Source organism: Bilifractor sp. LCP21S3_A7 (assembly GCF_052118825.1).
GTDB lineage: Bacteria > Bacillota > Clostridia > Lachnospirales > Lachnospiraceae > Bilifractor.
On sequence record NZ_JBQKGL010000002.1, the window covers coordinates 197,524 to 213,828 of the forward strand.

Annotated in this window: 14 protein-coding genes; all 14 read right to left on the reverse strand. The window is 48.3% G+C overall.

Annotation, left to right across the window (positions count from 1 at the left end; translation table 11 throughout):
• Nucleotides 1-132: 132 nt before the first annotated feature.
• Nucleotides 133-1,854, reverse strand: a complete 1,722-nt coding sequence (gene ureC / locus ACTQ1O_RS02595) for an urease subunit alpha (protein WP_441474872.1) — start codon at nt 1,852-1,854, stop codon at nt 133-135.
• On the reverse strand, nt 1,851-2,309 hold the full coding sequence (locus ACTQ1O_RS02600; RefSeq protein WP_441485968.1) for an urease subunit beta: 459 nt from the start codon (nt 2,307-2,309) through the stop codon (nt 1,851-1,853). The genes ureC and ACTQ1O_RS02600 overlap by 4 nt, the downstream gene beginning before the upstream one ends.
• Before the next feature lie 15 nt (nt 2,310-2,324).
• Nucleotides 2,325-2,627, reverse strand: coding sequence for an urease subunit gamma (locus tag ACTQ1O_RS02605; RefSeq protein ID WP_279201379.1), 303 nt, complete (start codon nt 2,625-2,627; stop codon nt 2,325-2,327).
• A gap of 170 nt (nt 2,628-2,797) precedes the next feature.
• Nucleotides 2,798-3,868 carry an ABC transporter substrate-binding protein gene (locus ACTQ1O_RS02610; protein WP_279201378.1) on the reverse strand — a complete coding sequence of 357 codons (1,071 nt, stop codon included), beginning with the start codon at nt 3,866-3,868 and terminating at the stop codon, nt 2,798-2,800.
• A 45-nt stretch (nt 3,869-3,913) separates the two neighbouring features.
• The gene (gene speB / locus ACTQ1O_RS02615) at nt 3,914-4,822 is read right to left on the reverse strand and encodes an agmatinase (RefSeq protein ID WP_279201377.1); all 909 of its coding nucleotides are present in this window, start codon (nt 4,820-4,822) and stop codon (nt 3,914-3,916) included.
• Between the two features lie 79 nt (nt 4,823-4,901).
• Nucleotides 4,902-6,053: an iron-containing alcohol dehydrogenase family protein gene (locus ACTQ1O_RS02620; RefSeq protein ID WP_279201375.1), complete on the reverse strand. Its 1,152-nt coding sequence runs from the start codon at nt 6,051-6,053 to the stop codon at nt 4,902-4,904.
• Complete coding sequence (locus ACTQ1O_RS02625) at nt 6,050-6,886, reverse strand: ABC transporter ATP-binding protein (RefSeq protein ID WP_441485969.1); 837 nt, start codon at nt 6,884-6,886, stop codon at nt 6,050-6,052. The genes ACTQ1O_RS02620 and ACTQ1O_RS02625 overlap by 4 nt, the downstream gene beginning before the upstream one ends.
• Before the next feature lie 86 nt (nt 6,887-6,972).
• Nucleotides 6,973-7,770 (reverse strand): ABC transporter permease, encoded by a 798-nt coding sequence (locus tag ACTQ1O_RS02630; RefSeq protein ID WP_441485970.1) that lies wholly within the window; start codon nt 7,768-7,770, stop codon nt 6,973-6,975.
• Between the two features lie 15 nt (nt 7,771-7,785).
• On the reverse strand, nt 7,786-8,142 hold the full coding sequence (locus ACTQ1O_RS02635; RefSeq protein WP_441485971.1) for a P-II family nitrogen regulator: 357 nt from the start codon (nt 8,140-8,142) through the stop codon (nt 7,786-7,788).
• A 13-nt stretch (nt 8,143-8,155) separates the two neighbouring features.
• On the reverse strand, nt 8,156-8,482 hold the full coding sequence (locus ACTQ1O_RS02640; RefSeq protein ID WP_441485972.1) for a P-II family nitrogen regulator: 327 nt from the start codon (nt 8,480-8,482) through the stop codon (nt 8,156-8,158).
• 208 nt (nt 8,483-8,690) lie between these two features.
• Nucleotides 8,691-9,917, reverse strand: coding sequence for a PucR family transcriptional regulator (locus tag ACTQ1O_RS02645; protein ID WP_441485973.1), 1,227 nt, complete (start codon nt 9,915-9,917; stop codon nt 8,691-8,693).
• Between the two features lie 184 nt (nt 9,918-10,101).
• Complete coding sequence (locus tag ACTQ1O_RS02650; protein ID WP_441485974.1) at nt 10,102-11,541, reverse strand: MATE family efflux transporter; 1,440 nt, start codon at nt 11,539-11,541, stop codon at nt 10,102-10,104.
• Nucleotides 11,542-11,591: 50 nt separating this feature from the next.
• Nucleotides 11,592-13,337, reverse strand: a complete 1,746-nt coding sequence (locus ACTQ1O_RS02655) for a MalY/PatB family protein (RefSeq protein ID WP_441485975.1) — start codon at nt 13,335-13,337, stop codon at nt 11,592-11,594.
• A 342-nt stretch (nt 13,338-13,679) separates the two neighbouring features.
• Nucleotides 13,680-16,235, reverse strand: coding sequence for a glycoside hydrolase family 3 protein (locus ACTQ1O_RS02660; protein ID WP_441485976.1), 2,556 nt, complete (start codon nt 16,233-16,235; stop codon nt 13,680-13,682).
• Between the last annotated feature and the right edge of the window lie 70 nt (nt 16,236-16,305).

Sequence of the window (16,305 nt, forward strand, 5' to 3'; positions counted from 1 at the left end):
CATATCCGTCTGATAATCATCGTCACAGTGTCCTCCATATATGGAGATCGGTCCGGCTGTCATTACAGACAGTCCGGACCGCCCCATGCCGGCACATATTACGCCGGAATATCATACCTGTTTCTGTACTTCTCAGAAGAAGTAGTACCGCTGTGCCAGTGAAATGGTATCTACCGGCTCACAGCTGATCAGCTCGTCATCAATTGTTACATTGAAGGTCTGCGGATCAATCCTGATCGTCTTCGGCGCATAATTGTTCAGCTTCATATCTCTCTTTGTGAGATTGCGCGTGTTATGAACCGGGAGAACAATCTTGTTCAGGCCGAGTTTTTCCTTAATTCCGTGTGTATACGCATAGGTGGATACAAAAGTGATGCTTGTGCTCTGAACTGCCTTGCCGAAAGCGCCGTAGAGATCTCTCATCATTCTCGGTTCAGGTGTCGGAAGACTGGAGGAAGCGTCTCCGACAACGCCGTATACGATCATGCCGGATTTCAGAACCAGCTTCGGCTTTGCGCCGAAAAACTTCGGATCCCAGATGACCAGGTCTGCGTACTTGCCGACCTCGACGGATCCCACATAATCGGAAATACCGTTGACGATGGCCGGGTTGATGGTATATTTTGCCACATAACGCTTGATCCGGTTATTATCGTCATATTCAGAATCGCCCTCGAGCGGTCCTCTCTGCTGTTTCATCTTGTCTGCCAGCTGCCAGCAGCGCATCGCCACCTCACCGACACGGCCCATTGCCATGGCATCAGAGGTCATGACGCTGAGAGCGCCCATATCATGAAGAACATCCTCTGCCGCCACCGTCTGCTTTCTGACACGGGACTCCGCAAAAGCGACATCCTCCGGAACCTTCGGATCCAGATTGTGGCAGACCATGGTCATATCAAAGAGCTCATCAATGACATTCTGCGTATAGGGGTTTGTCGGATTTGTAGAGGACGGAAGAATGTTCTCATCACCGGCTACAATCATGATATCCGGTGCATGTCCGCCGCCGGCGCCCTCTGTATGGAAGGTATGAACCGTACGTCCTGCAAAGGCATTAATTGTATTCTCAACAAATCCGCCCTCATTCAGGGAATCTGTGTGCACCGCGTACTGAACATCGTACTTGTCCGCTGCCTTGATGGAATTATCAATTCCCGCCGCCGTAGCGCCCCAGTCCTCATGAGTCTTGATTGCCGCGGCACCTGCCTCGACCTGCTCTGCAATAGTCTCCGGTGTGGCGCCGGCGCCCTTTGCCATAAATCCATAGTTCAGAGGATCGTTCTCAACGGCTTCTATCATACGCTGAATGTGCCATGCGCCCGGTGTGGTTGTGGCAGAGTTCGAACCGTCTGCCGGTCCTGTTCCGCCTCCGAAGAGTGTCGTGATACCGTTGTCGAGAGCGGCATGAGCCAGACCTGTCGAAAGATAATGAACATGAAGATCAATACCTCCGGCGGTAAGAATCAGCCCTTCACCTGAGATCGCCTCCGTGCTTGCTCCCACGATGAAGTCGATGCTGTCCATGATATCCGGGTTTCCGCCCTTTCCAATGGCGAGGATCTTCCCGTCACGGATACCGATATCCGCCTTGTAGATCCCTGTATAATCGATGACTGTAATTCCCGTGATAATCGTATCCGCGACCTTCGGATTATCCTTTCTGGTCTGCGTCGCGCTCACACCCATTCCGTCACGAAGTACCTTCCCGCCGCCGAATTTGCTCTCCTGTCCGTGTACGGTATAATCCTTCTCTATCTTTGCAAACAGATTGGTATCTCCCAGCCGGACGCTGTCTCCCTCCGCCGGCCCAAACATCTGTGTATACTGCTTCCGGTCCATTTCAAAGCTCATACCGTCACCTCCAGATCTGTGCTGTGGGCTTTCTTGTTCTTGTCCAGATACCCGTTCACACGGTTATTGAAGCCAAAGACTCTCCGTTTTCCGCCGAAATCAATCAGACGGACCGTTCTCGTCTCGCCGGGCTCGAAGCGTATTGCCGTTCCCGCAGCGATATCAAGACGCTTTCCATATGCCTTCGCGCGGTCAAACTTCAGGCCCTGCTCGTTTGCCTCATAAAAGTGATACTCCGATCCGACCTGAACCGCTCTGTCTCCTACATTCTTTACTTCCAGCTCGATGGCATCATAGCCTTCATTGTAAGGAACCGGTTTATCTGTCGCAAAATGAACCTCTCCCGGAATCATAGACTGCTCCTTTCTGCTGTGCTCTGTAATTCTGCTTGCCCCGTATCCGGGACATCGAAATGTATATGTCCCCGCGTCACTGTCTGCGTGCCGCTTTCCCAAAGGAGAATTCTCCGGTCAGCGGATCGGGTCATGAATCGTAACAAGCTTTGTGCCGTCCACAAAGGTCGCCTCAACCTGAATCATCGGGATCATCTCCGGCACGCCTTCCATCACATCATCTCTGGTCAGAATCCGTGCTCCCTCATCCATGAGCTCCGCCACGGTCTTTCCGTCTCTGGCGCCCTCCAGAATATAACTGGTGATAATTGCAACGCTTTCCGGATGGTTCAGCTTTACTCCTCTGTCCTTCCGCTTCTGCGCGATCATTGCTGCCAGACTGATCATCATTTTTTCGCGCTCACGCTCTGTCAGTTGCATAAATACCTCCTTAAAAAGTCGTTCAAAATACACATATAGGGAACAGATACCCAGACTTGCAACCGGATTCTGTTCCCTCAAATTTTTCAATGCCGTTATCAGGTACAATCTATACATTGCCTTTAAAGGCCATGCAATTATATTACTCGGACTTTTCTAAAGTCTCACGATTATCCTTCCTTAGCAAGTTCCTGTACAAAACTGCTATCAATCATATCGCCACAATCCTTGTCCTTGGAATCCAGAGCTCCAAGTTTGTACATAAAGTCTCTTACCTGATTCTGTGTGTATCCCCAATAGCTGTAATCATCTGCTTTTGTAAAAGCGGTGACTTCATCATCAAGCGTGGGAACCATCAGACCATCCATTTCTGACTTGAACTCATCGGCGTCTACACCCAGCTTTTCACCCATGAATTCACTTGCCGCATCCTTATTATTTTTCCAATAATCGACGGCTTCCATAAATCCCTTTATTACACCTTTGACAACATCCGGATGATTCTCACACATATCTGCAGAAGCACCAAGTACATCCGTGATCAAGTCTGGGTTGTCTGCAGAAGAAAACAGTACATTTCCACCCGCTGCCTTTGCCTGTGAAAAATAAGGATTCCAAATGCAGGCTGCATCACACTGCCCTGCAACAAATGCACTGCCTGCCTCCTGAATGGACATGTCAACCAGATTAATATCATCCTGCGTCATCCCGTGCTGATCAAGTAGCGTAAGAAGAAGCATGTGATCTACGCTGTACATCTGTGTGGCCACTGTTTTCCCTTTCAGGTCCTCCACAGACTTGATATCAGACTTGGCAACCAACCCCTCACATCCATTAGATTTATCCGACTCCATGACAATCTTGTAATCGGCACCTTCCTCAAAAGGAGAAATTGTTTCGGAAGAAGCAAAGGTGACAAAATCCAGTTTACCACCAACAAAGGCATTTGTACTCTCAGTTGTGGATGAAAAGTCCTGAATCTTGACCTTGACACCATTTTCCTCAAAAAATCCCTGCTCTTCTGCAAGGTAATAAAACATATTGGTTGGCCAGGACGTTGTCCCTAGAGTTACTTCCGTCAGATCACTTCCAGAATTGGAATCAGAAGTGCTGCTACCCGAGGAAGCAGATGCCTCAGAACCTCCTGTCGATGATCCAGAAGATACCGAGGAAGCTCCACAGGCTGTCAAAGATGTCGCTATAATTCCTGCCAACATGATTGCCAATACTTTATTTCTCATATCAATTCCTCCTGTTCTCTTATACAGTCCCTGTCCTATCTTCTTTTAATTTCTCGGTGCATCCAGCATCAGCTGTATCAGATCCTGCGAGATCTGTGCTGCTGCCAGCGCCGTAATTTCACTCGTATCATAGGCTGGGAGTACTTCAACCAGATCAGAAGCCACAACTTTGATACCACGTAATGCATGAAGCAGCTTTCGCATCTGTGCAGTGGATGGACCGCCGATCACAGGTGTTCCTGTGCCCGGCGCAGCTGATGGATCCAGAGAATCAATATCAAATGTCAGATAAACAGGCATGTCGCCTAAAATTTTTTTAATTTTCTCTGCCAGAACATCCATGTCCATAAACACTGCATCCTGTGCATATAAGATGTGATATCCACATTCTGTCATCTCTGTACGAATAAAAACCTGTGCAGAATGCGAAGGATCAATACATCCCTCTGCCTGCAGATCGTATGCGAAATTAGCATGTGAAATATTACCATCCGTACTTGGCGTACTATCCTGATGAGAATCAAAATGAAGTAATGCCAGCTTTCCATAGACCTCATGTGCTGCGCGGACCATGCCATACGGAATGGTGTGATCCCCACCCAGCGTCAAAAGCCGGCATCCGGCTTCCAGAATTTTTTTCGCGTTGTCATGCGTCTCCTGCAGCATTACTTCTGTTGTTTTCGGTCCTACATAATAACCTACGTCTCCATAATCTACGATTTTTGCTCTGTCATCCAGCTTCTTCTCCCATGGATATTTAAAACAGCATGCCAGTTGACTCTGCATTCGGATTGCTCGCGGACCAAGCCTTGCGCCCGGTCGGTTCGTGACGCCGGCATCAAATGGAACCCCCATAACAACAACATCTGTTCCCTTTACATCCTGTGTGACAGGATACCCATTGTAGCTGGCTATCCCTCCATAATGAAGATGCTTCTGTACATTATATTCCATAATTTTCTCCTTTCTGTTTCCCATTATTTGCGCCATTCAACATAGTGGAAATCAGGTGTTACCCTCTTCCCAAAATCACTTAGAGCATACTCTCATAAAGCTTCCTCAGGTCTTCCTGTGTAACTTCCCGCGGATTATCCAGCGTAGAAACGTCCTCAAAGGCAGACCTGGAAAGATCATCCAAATCTTCTCTTTTCACATTCAGCTCTCTCAGTCTCATCGGCAATCCAGCCATCTGGTTCAGCTTGCGAATTTTTTCGCAACAGCATTCTACTGTCCTCTCATCTTCTGCGGCTTCTGGACAAAGAACTTTTTTCAGCTCTTTCATTTTCCTTGTGCAGGCGCCTGCATTAAATGCAAGTCCGAACGGAAGAATCAATGCGTTTGCGACACCATGAGGAATATCATAAAAGGCGCTCAACGGATGGGCCATGGAATGCACAATTCCAAGCCCAACATTGGTAAAACTCATGCCCGCCATGTATTCTGCCAAAGCCATATCTTCTCTTGCCTTTAAGTCTTTGGGGTTTTTTAACACTTTCGGCAATGCATCAGCAATCAGACCAACTGCTTTTAACGAAAGCAGTTCTGAAAAAGTATTCGCCCCTTTGGCCAGATAAGACTCCACAGCGTGGGTGAGAGCATCCATACCTGTCGCCGCCGTCATTCTTGGCGGCATACCTGCCATCAATTCTGTATCCAGAATCGCAACAACCGGAATACCAGTAGAGCTCATACATGCCATTTTTCGTTTCTGTGCTGTGTTTGTAATTACAAAATCCATGGTCGTTTCTGATCCTGTTCCTGCAGTCGTCGGAACTGCAATAACTGGAGCACCTGGCCTTCGGTTTTTGTCCATGCCTTCAAGAGAAACCACGTCACGATTTTCCGGATTGTTGGCCAAAATGGAGACGGCTTCGGCAGTATCGATAACAGATCCACCCCCGACGGCAATCAGAAAATCTGCCTGACTTTCCTCCCACGCTTCCAGCCCATCCCGCACATTTTCAATCGTAGGATTAGGTTTGATTCCGGAAAAAGTGGCGTATGGAACCTTCCCTGCATCCAGAACCTCCCGGACCTTTCCGGAAATTCCACATGCTTCAATACCAGGATCTGTGACGAGCAAAGCCTTTCTGAAATTTCTATTCATAACTTCTGTCAAAATATTTTCTCGAGCATCCGCTCCAAAGTAGGACGTTCCCGTATAAACCATTCGAAAGCCCTTCACTCTTCTGCCTCCTCATCCGAACTATAGAGTAAATAATTGATATTTTTTCTTATCCGAATGAATTCCGGCGTATCCTTCAATTCCAGTTCTCTCGTATGCGGAAGTCTTACATCGACATCTTTAATGACACGTCCCGGTCTGGCAGACATTACATAAATTTTATTTGCAAGGAAAACCGCCTCATCAATGTCGTGTGTAATGAACACTACGGTAGGATGTTCCTGTTCCCAGATCTCACGAAGCAATAGCTGCATCATTGCTTTTGTGTGCGGATCCAGAGCTCCAAATGGTTCATCCATCAACAGAACCTCCGGCTGATTAGCCAGTGCTCTGGCAATAGCGACTCTTTGCTTCATTCCTCCCGAAAGCTCCTTTGGATAAGCTTTGGCAAATTTCTGCAGGCCAATAATCTTCAGATACCGATCTGCTATTTCCTGTTGCTGATCCTTTGGCATTTTTTTCAGCTTCAAACCAAATTTGATATTGTCCTCAACAGACATCCAAGGAAAAAGTGTATAGGTCTGAAAAACCATTCCTCTGTCCGGACCTGGACCGGTAACCTCCCGGTCATCAATGATGATTTTTCCCTTTGTAGGGAAATCAAGCCCCGCAAGCATACGCAGCAAGGTGGATTTTCCACACCCAGAGGGTCCTACAATACAGCAGAAATCATTGTCCTTAATATCAATACTTACCTGCTTAAGTGCCAATGTCTGCTTTTTCCCGTCTATATAGATCTTGTCAATGCCATCTGCCATGATCTTACTGCTGGCGACATGTGCTGTCAGCGGATGTCCAGCATGATCATCCTGCAGTATTTGTTTATGTGTCATAATCTAATTCCTCCTCGGATATTCAACATACTATTCAATCCCTACACAGGTTTCTTAAAATGGTCAAAAAAGTTCTCTGACTCTCGTCAATCCGCCCATGGGAAAAACTTTTTAATCGCCAATGCAAAAAGCCTGTCAGTCAGAAGGCCCAAAAGACCAATGACCAGAATTCCGGAGAAGATGCTTTGCGTATGCATAAATCTTTGTGCTCTTAAAATAGAATAACCAAGGCCCGAATTGGAAGCCACAAGTTCTGCAACCGTTAGATATGTCCAGCCCCACCCGATCATCATACGTAGTGTCAACATCATTTTCGGTGCCATAGCCGGAATCAAAACCTTTGTAATGGTCGTCCATCTGCTTGTTCCAAGCGTATATGCAGAAGAAAGAAGATCATCTGAAACAGACATCGTGTCATCCGCAATCATCAATACCAGTTGGAAAAAGCATCCGAGAAATACGATTACGATTTTGGCGGTCTCTCCGATACCACACCAAACCATAACAAGCGGAACAAAGGCAGGTACAGGCATATAACGGATAAACTCACAAATAGGAGCAATCACTGCTTCTGCTTTTTTGAAGCTTCCTGCCAGAATTCCAAGCGGAACTCCAAGCACCACAGAAAGCAAAAATCCCATCGTAACACGGTATACACTGTACCCCATGTCCGTCCACAGTGACCCATCCTTTGCCTTGTCGATCAAATCCTGCAGTACCTTTATAGGTGATGGCAGAAATATTGATTTTACCTGACCGCTTGCCGCTGCAATCTCCCATGCTGCAAAAATCACCACAAATGTGACAATCGCGATTGTGATATATCGTTTGTGTGTAATTTCCTTACGGAGACGGAAATCACCTCTGTCTGTTTTCTGCTTCATAAAAACATCACCTCATTACATCAATGCATCGTCACCGCTCTCGCCGGTGTGAATACGGAAACTAGTGTTAACAGGGAGCACAAAGATCTTTCCATCTCCCTCGTTACCGCTCTGATTTACCTGCAGTACCAGACGAATGACTTCATCCACATCCTTGTCAGGCACAACCATCTCTATCATTCTCTTGGCTACAAGAGAATTCTCATAGGCGGCATCATATGTTTTCTTTTCATCAGCAGACATATATTTAACGGTATTTTTCCCTCTTCCAAGCACTTCCTTTGTGCTCATCGCATAAAACCGGTTCTCGCTTAGAATTTCTTTCGTTTTAAAATATCTTCGGGGTCTGACAATAATCATGATTTCCTTCATGCCTGTTTCCTCCTCAAAGCTCTTCTTTTCCTGCGCTGATGGTAATGGCTCTCTCTACATCCTGTACAAAGATTTTCCCGTCACCGAAATATCCTTCATCCTTTGTTCTGGCGGTGTCAGAAATAATGTTAACTACCTTATCCGCATCTGCATCCTCTACAACCAGCATGAGCATCTCTTTCGGGATTTCGTCATAATAGATATCTTCGACCTTTAACCCTCTCTGTTTTCCTCTTCCAAGAATGCTGAATTTTGTCGATGCCCGAAACCCGGCATTTCCTAACTGATCCAATACCAATGCTGCTTTTTCTGGTCTGACAATAGCCTTGATCATCTTCATATCATAATTCCTCCTGTATTGGTTGTTACTCGCGAAATACTAATTGGCTGTCCGCGTACTATGGATACAAAAAGGCGTCGGACGAATGTCCGGCGCCTTTGCCTCTGAAACCTGAAAAATATTCTGTTTTCATTGTGGAGATTATAGAATTTCTTTTTACTGTATACAATGTGTTTGTAAAATAAAAATCTTTGTGCATGCAGCACAATTACTGATGCCGATAACGATAAAAAGCGAATGCCAGTTCCAGTTCCAGAAAGGTTGAAAGGTCTGAAAGCTCATTGTTCAGGATCGTACGAATTTTATTCAGGCGATAATGCATTGTATTTCTGTGCAGAAAAAGTTTTTCCGCTGCATCATTTGCATTCGCACCGCATTCCAGATATATTTCCAATGTATGCACCAGGTCGCCGCCCTGAAGGCGATCCGCTTCAAAAAGTCTTCCCAGATGTGCATTCACATACTTATCCATAAATCGTCCGCTCTTGATCTGCATAATCACGGAGTATATACCAACACTGTCATAAAAAAAAACTTTTTTATCGCTGCTCAGAATACGACTGATTTTTAGCGCATCCTTTGCCTCCTTCCAGCTGGTTCGAAATTCCTCCGGATATTCATAAGGGAGACCAACCCCAGCTTTTACAATATTTCCGCTCCTATCTTCCTCTGCCTGACAAATCCGGTCAATCACCGACTCCAGCAGATCATGACTCATTATATCCTGAGGAACAAGCGCCAGTACATGCCCACTCTGTTCCATTACCAGCATGTGCCGGGGAACATATGGCCGAAACTCGTCCTTTACTATGCTTTTCAGTGTATAAACCTCATCCGGAAGGGCCCCTGTGTCCTTTCTTCTCTTTTTTTCTTCCATTTGCTCGTTGGTTGCACGATCACAGATAAAAAAATCAACAACAAAGAACTGTCCGGAAAGATTGACATCAAGGTATTCTGCTTGTGCGAGAATATCCGAGCGATCGGGATCCTCCAGATTCAACATCTCGGAAAATAGACGTTCCCTGGAACTGACTCTGGTCTCCTCCCGCATCAATTCCTGACAGACGATCTGTGAAAGATCAATAAGATGCAGATCCTTGGACAGTTCAAACAAGGGCAGACGAATCTGTTCGCAGTACTGTGCTACTCTTGTGGATATCTGACCTTCGTTTACAACAACAGTTGCGATGTTCTTTTGATTCATGGACCGGATCAATCCAAGAACAATATCATCGTTATCCGTCAGTGTGACATTCGTGATAATCACGACTTCCTCTCCATGGATATAATCTGCCGGATTTTTCTTATCTCGCACGCATTGTATACAATCTGCAAAATAAATCCATCGTATATGTCGGTCCAGACCATTTTCTCCCGCAACCAGCTTCAGTCCAGCGCGAAGCCTCGGCATATTTCTAAGCTCTTCTACGTTCATGGTTCACCTGCCTGTTAACAATATAATACTCCGTGCCTATCTTGCATTTACTTCATGAAGTCTTTCTCTGCACTCACATATAACACGGTATCTGTCCAACCCATATGGATAATAAAATCGGCTCTTTCGATATGATCCAATAGCCCCCTCTGATATTTCCGCAGAGACGCTATGAGCGCCATCCTTAAACCTTTCCGGAATCGCTTACGGTCTTGCGCTCTGATTTACTAAGCTCATTCATGAACGGAACGATGAACAGTACCGTGACTGCTGCCGTAATTACATCCGCGAGCGGCTGTGCCAGAATAATTCCGTTAATTCCCCAGAGCCTCGGAAGGATACATACCAGCGGAATAAAGCAGAAGCCGCTTTTCAGACCCGCAAGAAATGACGCCCGGAAACTCTTTCCAATGCTCTGAAAAAGCATGTTGGAGCCGATGATCCATGCCTGCAGAAGGCAAGTCGCACACTGCCAGCGAAGTGCCGGCGCTCCGATCTTCACAACATCCGCATCAGGCCGGAACCAGGCGATCACAGGCGCAGCAAAAACGGCCATGACAAGGGCGATGACTCCCAGAACAACCGTCCCCGCCGCCACGGTAAATCCGTAGCCGCGTTTCACTCTCCGATACTTCCCCGCACCGTAATTAAACGCTGCTACCGGCTGAAGTCCCTGTCCGATGCCGATTGCAACGGATGCCATCAGAAAGACCACTCTTCCCACGATGCTCATCCCGGCGATCGCCGCATCTCCGTAGGCAGATGACTGAGACGTCAGAAATCCCGTCGATACACTATTCAGCGTCTGGCGCACAAAGCTTGCAAATCCTGTCTTCACAATATCCGAAGTGTCTCTTCCGAGAACTCTCCATCGGAACAGTCCGGAAGCCGCCCTCCCGACCGTTCGGAGTGAGAAATAGGTCACGGTTTTTCCGCTGTAGAACATATGAAGAAGAATCAGGAAACTGATAATCTGAGATACAGCCGTCGATATTCCTGCGCCGCTGACCCCCAAATGGAAGCCGAACATCAGAATCGGGTCGCCGATCAGATTCAGGATGCCTCCCGTCGTAAGACCTATCATCGCGTAAAATGCCCGTCCCTCATAGCGGAGGATGTTGTTCAGTACGCAGCTTGTCGCCAGAAATGGCCCGGACAGAAAAATCCAGAACGCGTATTCTCTCGCGAACGGAAGAATCGTATCCGTCGCTCCCAGAAGACGGAGAATCGGATTCATGAAAATCATACAGAACAGCGCGGCAAGAATACCGACGCCGAAGCTGACGAAAAAAGACGTAGACGCGAACTTTACTGCGGCATCCGGATCCTCTGCGCCCAGATGTCTGGATATGATGCTTCCGGCACCATGACCGAACATGAACCCAAGCGCCTGAAAAATCGCCATCAGCGCAAATACAATTCCGACCGCCCCGGACGCCGATGTTCCGATCCGGCTGACGAAATATGTGTCACCGGTGTTATAGATGTTCGTGATCAGCATACTGATGATCGTCGGAACCGCCAGCTGCAGAATCAACTTCGAGACCGGTGTCTCCGTCATCCTCCGATACTGTTTCTCCTCATTTTCTCTTTCAATTGTTTTTGATTTACTTAAATTTCTCATAGTATAAGTCCTTCGGGAACACAGACAGGGCGCCTGCCGCGAAGCCTCTGTCAAAAAATACCGATCTGCCTCAGCTTCACACATTCCTCCTCCGTGAAGAGCTCCGCAATCTTCAACCCTCCGTTTTGCAGGATCCGGCAATAATTCTGCGCTTCCTCCATATCCTTGTTCCCAACGATATTTCCATTTACAAATCCCGCCAGATGACACTCCTCTACAGGATAATTTCCCAGAAGCCTCTTCACGGCACGCACCGTCATATCCCGGTTTCTGTCATCGGAAACGGTCAGAAGGCCGTCATCATTGTATATCCACCCGGCAGAAAAATCCTCCGAATCGCCGCTTTCTTCAGGATCCCCGCTTTCTCCACCGTCATCCTTCTCCATGCTCCTTCTCTTTGTGGCACAACGTACTACCTTCTCTTCTCTCCGGCGCATTTCGTCTTGCCGATTTAATCTGTCCGTATCCCGACAGACTTCAGATTTATCTTCTTCCTGCATGCCGCTGTCACCGGGGCCCGCTCCCTCAACGTCTGTCTGATCTTTATCAGACTTATTGATCCACAAATAAGCCTCCGTATCCGTATCGGTGAAAACATAATCCCGCATCCGGCCAAGCGCTTCCATGAGTTTTGTCTTCGGCAGTGCCAGATTGACGCGTATATGACAGTTACCGCCAAATGCATGGCCCGTCTGCCAGCCGATGCCTGCATTCCAGCCCGCTCTGAGAACCTCATCAATCGTTCTTCCGGTTCTTCTGCAGAATCCGGTGCAGTCCAGAAACAGCATATACGTGCCCTCAGGCATTGAAACATCCACGCCCTCGAAATTTTCCTGAATGAAATCAACCGCCGTGCGGCAGTTATCCTCGAGAACACTTCTGAGCTCATCGGTCCACTCCGCTCCCTCGCGGCTGTATGCCGCGATCAGTGCATGCTCACTGAAGACATTCATTTCATTGTAATGGGTATTTGCCGAAAAGTCCGTGATTCTCTGATTGAGATTCTGATTATATATGATATGGTAGCTTCCGACAAGCCCCGCCAGGTTGAAGGTCTTGCTCGGCGCATACGCCGCCAGGACATGCTCACGGGCCCATTCACTGACCATCTGAGCCGGCACATGGGAATGCCCGGTATAGGTAAGATCCGACCAGATCTCATCACTGATCACAAGGCAGTCATTTCTGCGGAAGACCTCCATTGCCTTTTCGATTTCCTCAGCTGTCCAGACTCTCCCGCACGGATTATGCGGAGAACAGAAAATTGCAAGCCGGACCTGATTCTTACGGATCTGACGCTCCATGTCCTCATAGTCCATCCGCCAGATCCCACTCTCATCCTTCTTGAGATCGCTGAACACCGGACGCCGTCCCTTGTCGATAATATCTCCGATAAAACCTACATAATATGGCCGATGAAGAAAAATCCGGTCTCCGGGCTGTGTCAGCACATCAATCACACTCGAGATAAATCCGTGCACACCATTTTCATATCCGATATGCTCCCGCGAGAGCCCTGTCACATGATTGCGTTCTTCCTGCCAGCGGATAATCGAGTCATAGTAACTGTCCTTTGGCACAAAATATCCAAACAACGGATGCTGCGCACGCCTGATGATCGCGTCTGTAATCGCCGGGCAGGTTTTGAAATTCATATCTGCCACCCACATCGGGATAAAATCGAATCCCTTCATCGGCACTCCTGGCTCAAATCCCCAGACCCGCTTTCCGGCGGCGTCTACCGCAGTGGCGTCCTGTCCCCGCCTGTCAATAATCGACGTAAAATCGTACTTCATTCTTTCTCCATCTCCATACAGAATCCGGTTCTTCCTCCGCTGCACACCGCAGCAGCACTTTTTTCCATATATCATTCATAAAATGATGTTTCTCCCACAATGCGGGACATTACCTTTGCCATTGTATCATATCCGGAAAGATTCTGAAATATGGTCATTTTCATCCATGTCAGCTGCATGCACTCTTATGATATCTTCGCATAAAAACTCACTTATTTCTTTTATGAAACAGATGAGATACCAATATTTCTGAATAAAACGAGATAAAAAAACAGGCTGGATTCTTGCATTGAATCAGGCCTGTTTTTTGCTTTTAACATTATTAACATTATTTCTAAAATGCTATTTTCTGTACGGCACCGCTCCCTCATACATGGCGGACTGCCAGATAATCGACACCGTTCTGCTCACGCAGGCCTTCAGGTCTTCCGGTGAAAGCGTCCCGTTATCCAGTGCTTTCCCGATCTCCTCATAATCCGACGCTGCTCCCGGCATGATCATATCATTGCCGGCACGCATGCATCCGTCCGCGGTCGCTCCCTTCGGATCCTGGAGCTGCATCGTCGTTGTCCAGTCAGTCATCACTGCACCCCGGAATCCCCATTCATTCCGCAGAACATCTGTGATCAGATCACGACAGTTGGCAGCATGCACGCCGTTCACCAGATTGTAGCTGGTCATAAGCGACATCGGCTGTGATTTTTTCACCGCGATCTCAAATCCTCGAAGATAGATCTCCCGAAGCGTTCTTTCCGAAAGGACCGAATCCGATCTCATTCGGTTATCTTCCTGATTATTGCACGCAAAATGCTTGATGGTCGTTCCGACGCCCGGATTCCTCTGCACCCCGTTCGTCATCGCCGCGGCAATTTCTCCGGTCAGCACCGGATCTTCCGAATAATATTCAAAATTCCTGCCGCAAAGCGGATTTCTGTGAATGCACATACCGGGAGCCAGCCAGAGCGTCACCCCGAACCTGAGCAGCTCTTTTCCGATGATCTCACCCACCTCGGAAACCAGATCCGTATCCCAGGTCTGCGCCAGTACAGTCCCCGTCGGGATTGCCGTGCAGTACTGATAATATTTATCGCCCTTCATCTCCTCCGTTTCCGGCGCGAAGAATCCGCCCTCCAGACTGAATTCAAAGGGCATGGGAACGACCTTTCCGTCCCGGACAAAGTAATAGCGCATCAAACGCAGTCCTGCAGGTCCGTCAGCAAGCACGATGCTCGCAAGATTCCGATCCTCTGCGGCACGGCTTGTCTGCGCCGCAGATCCCGGAACCGTAAAACCGGCGGAACCAAGGCTGCTGCTTCCCTGCGCCTGACCGGGATCTCCCGCCGACAGACGAATCAGCTGCTCTCTTGTCAGCGTATCCGTAAAGGAGCGCGCCTCCGTTTCGACAAGCTCCGCGTTGCTGCGGTACGTAACGGTCTTTCTCCGGATTTCAGACGCATGCAGAAGAACAACAGGAAGCCTCTTCTCGGCCGCCTCATTCCTCCATCCCTGATACTGTCTCTTCATCAGCTCCGGATCTCTGTGAAATTCCTCCAGATCTGTCTTCAGCGGACAGATGTTTCTGACCTTCTCAAGCACAGCGGTCTCATCCAGCCGGACGGCTCCGACGAGCCGGGATCCTTCCAGGCTGTTTCCGACCCAGATTCCGTAATCGCCCTCCTCCATAATCCACGCAGCACATTCCTCGTCGTAGGATGCCAGAGCCTTCAGCGGAATTTCAACCATAACCTCCTGCTCTTCCCCCGGCTTCAGCTCATCGGTTTTTATAAAACCAACCAGGCGTCGATACTCCTTCTCCAGTTTTCCATACGGAAGTGACGCATACACCTGAACGACCTCGCGGCCCACAGTTTCTCCCGTATTTCTGACCGTCGCCGTCACACTGATTTCCTGTGTGTCCCCGCCTTCCGCCTTACAGATCTCGCCGGCACGGATAGAAAAGGAGGTGTATGAAAGCCCGCAGCCAAACCCGTAGCGAACCGGAATTTCATAGCTGTCAAAATAGCGATATCCGACATAGATGCCCTCGTTATACTCCTCTGTGTCGGTATTACCGTTGTTGTGGGAATAATTCTGTTCATTCGGGTAGTCTTCATAGCGAAAAGCATAGCTGTCCGCCAGCTTTCCCGATGGATTGATTCTTCCGGAGACCAGATCCGCGAAGGCGTTTCCTCCCTCCATTCCCGGCTGCGCCATCTGGATCAGCCCCCGGATGTTCGCAAATTCGTCCAGGAATGACAGATCCACCTGTCCTCCCGCGTTGAGCACCACAATCACATCCTTATAAATTCCGCAGATATCCTGCAGCATACGATGCTCCTCATCCGTCAGATAATAGTCGCCCTTTTCACAGAAACGATCCGCTCCCTCTCCGCACACCCGGCTGAGAATATAGAACGCCGTATTCCTGTCTTCTGCAATATCCCTCGAAGGATCAATCGGCCGTCCCGCAGGCATGTGGAACGGATTCTCCGAATAATCGCTGAAGAAATCATATTCTCCCCCGTTTGCATTCTTCCTGCCGAGCAGATCATCTCTCCAGTGAAGCCTTGCCTCCGTATAGGTTTTTTCAAAATCACGGATCCACGCTTCATTCGTGATCACAAATCCGGCGTTTCTCATTCCTTCACAGATGCTGACACTGGAACGCTCATTCACATCACCTGAACCCGTTCCACCCTTGATGGTATGGGATGCCCCGACACCGTACAGCGCGACACCGCTGCCCTTTCGAAGCGGGAGTATGTGATTATCATTTTTCAGAAGTACCATGCCTGCCGCGGCAGCCTTCCTGGCCACCGCGCGTCCGATGCGCTCCTCTGCGGTCTCTTCGGGTTCGCGTGTCCCGGAAAATCCGCGCTGTATCATTTTTCTCTCCATTTCGACGTCCTCCTGTTTTTGTATCACAGCATGAATCATTCTGTCACCATAGATGCGGTTTATCTGCTCT

Coding starts and splice junctions, on each gene's coding strand:
- ureC (WP_441474872.1), bottom strand. CDS start 1,854: ATGAGCTTTGAAATGGACCGGAAGCAGTATACACAGATGTTTGGGCCG.
- ACTQ1O_RS02605 (WP_279201379.1), bottom strand. CDS start 2,627: ATGCAACTGACAGAGCGTGAGCGCGAAAAAATGATGATCAGTCTGGCA.
- ACTQ1O_RS02610 (WP_279201378.1), bottom strand. CDS start 3,868: ATGAGAAATAAAGTATTGGCAATCATGTTGGCAGGAATTATAGCGACA.
- speB (WP_279201377.1), bottom strand. CDS start 4,822: ATGGAATATAATGTACAGAAGCATCTTCATTATGGAGGGATAGCCAGC.
- ACTQ1O_RS02625 (WP_441485969.1), bottom strand. CDS start 6,886: ATGACACATAAACAAATACTGCAGGATGATCATGCTGGACATCCGCTG.
- ACTQ1O_RS02630 (WP_441485970.1), bottom strand. CDS start 7,770: ATGAAGCAGAAAACAGACAGAGGTGATTTCCGTCTCCGTAAGGAAATT.
- ACTQ1O_RS02635 (WP_441485971.1), bottom strand. CDS start 8,142: ATGAAGGAAATCATGATTATTGTCAGACCCCGAAGATATTTTAAAACG.
- ACTQ1O_RS02640 (WP_441485972.1), bottom strand. CDS start 8,482: ATGAAGATGATCAAGGCTATTGTCAGACCAGAAAAAGCAGCATTGGTA.
- ACTQ1O_RS02645 (WP_441485973.1), bottom strand. CDS start 9,917: ATGAACGTAGAAGAGCTTAGAAATATGCCGAGGCTTCGCGCTGGACTG.
- ACTQ1O_RS02650 (WP_441485974.1), bottom strand. CDS start 11,541: ATGAGAAATTTAAGTAAATCAAAAACAATTGAAAGAGAAAATGAGGAG.
- ACTQ1O_RS02655 (WP_441485975.1), bottom strand. CDS start 13,337: ATGAAGTACGATTTTACGTCGATTATTGACAGGCGGGGACAGGACGCC.
- ACTQ1O_RS02660 (WP_441485976.1), bottom strand. CDS start 16,235: ATGGAGAGAAAAATGATACAGCGCGGATTTTCCGGGACACGCGAACCC.